This is a genomic window from Nocardia sp. NPDC060220 (assembly GCF_042727815.1).
Lineage (GTDB): Bacteria > Actinomycetota > Actinomycetes > Mycobacteriales > Mycobacteriaceae > Nocardia.
In genome coordinates this window covers 1-3,481 of the sequence record NZ_JBHWZY010000746.1, presented here as the reverse complement: position 1 = coordinate 3,481, position 3,481 = coordinate 1, and the positions used below count along the sequence as shown (strand labels likewise).

Genomic DNA, 3,481 nt, shown 5'->3' with positions numbered 1-3,481 from the left:
GAACGGCCCCGGCCCCGGCCAGTTCCCTCGCTACCGCACGTCCGATGCCGCGCGCACCGCCGGTGACAACGACTACTTTGCCTGCGATGGACGGCGTGTTCGATGCATCAGACATGTGTCCAGATTGTATTCTGGACAGGGTTACGAATCAACCCTGGCCCCCGCGCCGCCATGGTCTGGTTCACCGACGCTGCGGGACTGGCGAGTAACATCCGGACGCATGTCTGAAAGCGATTCCATCAGCCTCGAAGCGACCCGGCGTCGATTGACCGGGAAGCAGGCCGACACCGTCGAACGGCTGACCAGGGCCGCGCTGGTGGTGCTGACACGCGATGGCTTCTCCGGCATGACGATCCGGCTGGTCGCCGCGGAGGCGGGCGTCGCCACCGCGACCGCGTACACCTACTTCTCCTCCAAGGAGCACCTGGTCGCCGAGATCTTCTGGCGGCGCCTGCTGGCCTCGCACTCGCCCGCGAGCGAGGACCCCGACCCGACGGTGCGGGTGCTGGCCGAGCTGCGCAACATCGCACTGCTGGTGGCCGAGGAACAAGAGTTGTCCGGTGCGGTCACCGGCGCGCTGCTGGGCTCGGACCCGGATGTCGAACACCTGCGCACCCGCATCGGCATCGAGATCCGCAGCAGGCTCGCGCGCGCACTCGGCCCCGACGCCGACAACGAGGTCATCGAATGGCTCGAGATCATCTACGCGGGCGCGCTGGTGCGGGCGGGCATGGGCTACGAGTCGTACACCGAAATCGCCGACCGCATCGAACGAGCCGCACTGAGGATCCTGCGCACCGCCTGACAATCAGGGTTCGAAGCTCACCAGCATCTGTTCCAGCGCGGCCTGATCGGGACCGACGAACGGCGCGGCCTGCGGCGCCTCGGCAAGCATGTCCCAGTACTGCGACGTGCGTCCACCCGCGGGCGGAAGATGCGTACTGAGGATCCGTCGCGGGTCGAAGGCGCGCATCGCCGACACGGTGGCGAGGTACTTGCCCTCGTCCACGACGTGCACCCACGGGCTGTCCACCGCCGCCCAGAGATGCTGTGCCGCGCGAATCGCGGCCGGCGGCGTGTAACCCACATCGTCGGCGGTCGCGAGTTCGGCGCTGGGCAGCGGAGCGCCGAAACAGTCAGAGGTGAAGCATGATTCGCTGCGTTCGTCGTAGAATCCGACAGTGCTCGGATTGTCGAACAACGGTGGGCGAAACGCGGTGAGGCGTCGGTCGCCGACATCGAGGGACTGCCCCGGGTTCAGCAGGTACACACGATCCATCGGGACCGGTCGAGCACACGACATGATGCCCAGGCCGGCGAATGTCGTGATCAGCCTGGCGTTCGGGGCGGCATCGAGCAGGTCGAACAGCGATCCGGTGTGGTCGCGATCGGGATGGGTGAGCCAGATCCATTCCACGTCGGCCGGATCCACGATCGAACTCAGGGCCGCCATGAACCCGCGGTCGGGAAGGCTGAGACCGGTGTCGACGACGACAGGCTCCGCCGCGTGCAGAACGTAGGCGTTGACCGGGATATGGCCGATGCCGGGAACCTCCAGTTCATCGGCGAGAACAGTGATGTCGTGCTGGATTCGATTGATACGCATGATGCTTCCTCAATCCTCGAAATCGACCCGGATGATCGAGCGCGCAATGACGGCGAGGTCGTCGGCGGTCGGGTCGTAGCCGCGCGTGACCTTCAGCCCGAGTTCGAAGGGGCTGGCGCCCTCGTCCATGGCCGCTCGCATCGCGGCGCCGACTCGGGCAGGCGCGGCATCGAGGAGCACGGCGTGACCGTGGCGGATCTGCCCGCGATGGGTGATGGTGACGGGCGCGCCGCCGACCAGATTGTGGCGCCATGGTCGCTCGGTGAAGATCAGCGTCTCGTCGTCGACATGGTGCAGGCAGACCGGGATCCGCAGCGTGCGGCCGGTGCGGCGGCCGGTGAATTCGACCATTCCCTGCCGGCGAATGCGACTGCCGAGCAATCGCGTCGCCAAGATACGCCGCACGACAGGATTGATCACGCGCATCAATTCCGGTGGTGGCGGACTGAGGCGCACAGGTGTGGTTCCGGTATTCGTCATACACCGAGGCTAGGAATATCCCGGTCGCCGCGACATTCCACAAATCTGGTATTTCCCCTGGTCCGGCCGCGGCCTACCGTTGATCTGTGAGCACGGATGCGAGGCAACGCGCCGCCGACAAGATCGGGCGGTTGTGCCGAGAGCCGCACGATCTGGTGTCGCTGTGGCAGGAGACGACGGAGGTGCTGGCCACCGCCGTCCCGCACTACTGGACGCCGTGCTGGTACACCCTCGATCCCGCGTCGCTGCTGATGACCAGTCATTTCCATCTCGGCCTCGCCGAGTTTCCGCCGCAGTGGCTGGCCGCGGAATACGGCGAGGAACGCCACGGCATCGTCGATGTGGTCAGGTCGGCGACCGGACTGTCGACCTTGCACGAAACCGTCGGCGGCGACCCGTCGAAAAGTGAACGGTGGCAACGCAATATGACGATGGGTGGGGACCAGGAATTGATCGCGCGACTGCGCACCCGATCCGGCGAGGTGTGGGGAGCGCTCGCGCTCTATCGCGAGCCCGGCGCCGCGATGTTCGACGCCACCGAGAAGGACTTCGTGGCCACCGTGGCGCCGACCCTGGCCGACGGCGTGCGCCGGGCGCTGCTGATCGGGCAGGCAGGCGAACCCGAATACGCGGACTCGCCAGGTCTGCTGGTGCTCAACTCGGCGTGGGAGGTCGAATCGGCCAGTGCCGGGGTGCGGCGCTGGCTGTCGGACCTCCCCGACGGCGACTGGGACCGGGAGAAACTGCCGAGTGCGGTGATCACACTCGCCGCCCGCGCGTTCCGCAACGCGGCGGACGACCGACCCGACGAGGTACTCGTGTCGCGAGCGCTGACCAGGTCGGGAACCTGGGTGGTGTTACACGGTGCCCGCCTGACCTCGTCAGCACAGACCAGGGTCGCGGTGATCATCGAACCGGCCCACCCCAGCCGCATCTACCCGCTGCTGATGTCGGCCTATGGGCTCACCGAGCGTGAACGCGACGTCACCCGGCTGGTGCTCCAGGGTGCCTCGACCTCGCAGATCGCCCACGACATGACCGTCTCCGCCCACACCGTGCAGCAGCATCTGAAGAGTATTTTCGACAAGACCGGCGTCCACAGCCGGCGAGACCTGGTCGCCAAGGTGTTCTTCACCCACTACGAACCCCGCTTCCGGGACAACGAGCAGCGCGTCACCGCCACCAAACCGATCCGGGGTGGGCCCTGGCCGACGTACTGACCTAGGTGCCGACGGCGGTGGCGAGCAGGACGCGCAATTCTTCGACGACCTCGTCGAGCGCGGTAGTCGAGCGGTGGACACGGCACAGGATCACCGCGCCTTCGACGCTCGCGATCGCCATCGTGGCCAAGCGTTCGGCGCGTGCCGGTGCGACGCCTTCCGCGGCGATCGCGAC

Annotated in this window: 5 protein-coding genes; 2 read left to right on the top strand and 3 right to left on the bottom strand. The window is 66.9% G+C overall.

All coding sequences use genetic code 11. The annotated features are described in order from the left end of the window. The first annotated feature begins 220 nt into the window (after positions 1 to 220). Positions 221 to 805, top strand: a complete 585-nt coding sequence (locus ACFWF3_RS28890) for a TetR/AcrR family transcriptional regulator (RefSeq protein ID WP_379316688.1) — start codon at positions 221 to 223, stop codon at positions 803 to 805. 3 nt (positions 806 to 808) lie between these two features. On the opposite strand, the gene ACFWF3_RS28885 is transcribed toward ACFWF3_RS28890, so the two are convergent. Beyond that, the gene (locus tag ACFWF3_RS28885) at positions 809 to 1,606 is read right to left on the bottom strand and encodes an MBL fold metallo-hydrolase (RefSeq protein WP_379316686.1); all 798 of its coding nucleotides are present in this window, start codon (positions 1,604 to 1,606) and stop codon (positions 809 to 811) included. A 9-nt stretch (positions 1,607 to 1,615) separates the two neighbouring features. Next, positions 1,616 to 2,086 (bottom strand): grhN, encoded by a 471-nt coding sequence (locus ACFWF3_RS28880; protein ID WP_379316684.1) that lies wholly within the window; start codon positions 2,084 to 2,086, stop codon positions 1,616 to 1,618. Between the two features lie 86 nt (positions 2,087 to 2,172). On the opposite strand from ACFWF3_RS28880, the gene ACFWF3_RS28875 reads away from it, so the two are divergent. Next, entirely contained in the window at positions 2,173 to 3,306 is a 1,134-nt protein-coding gene (locus tag ACFWF3_RS28875) for a LuxR C-terminal-related transcriptional regulator (RefSeq protein ID WP_379316682.1), read from the top strand. A gap of 1 nt (position 3,307) precedes the next feature. Here ACFWF3_RS28875 and ACFWF3_RS28870 read toward each other — a convergent pair whose 3' ends face one another. After that, the gene (locus ACFWF3_RS28870) at positions 3,308 to 3,475 is read right to left on the bottom strand and encodes a hypothetical protein (protein ID WP_379316690.1); all 168 of its coding nucleotides are present in this window, start codon (positions 3,473 to 3,475) and stop codon (positions 3,308 to 3,310) included. Between the last annotated feature and the right edge of the window lie 6 nt (positions 3,476 to 3,481).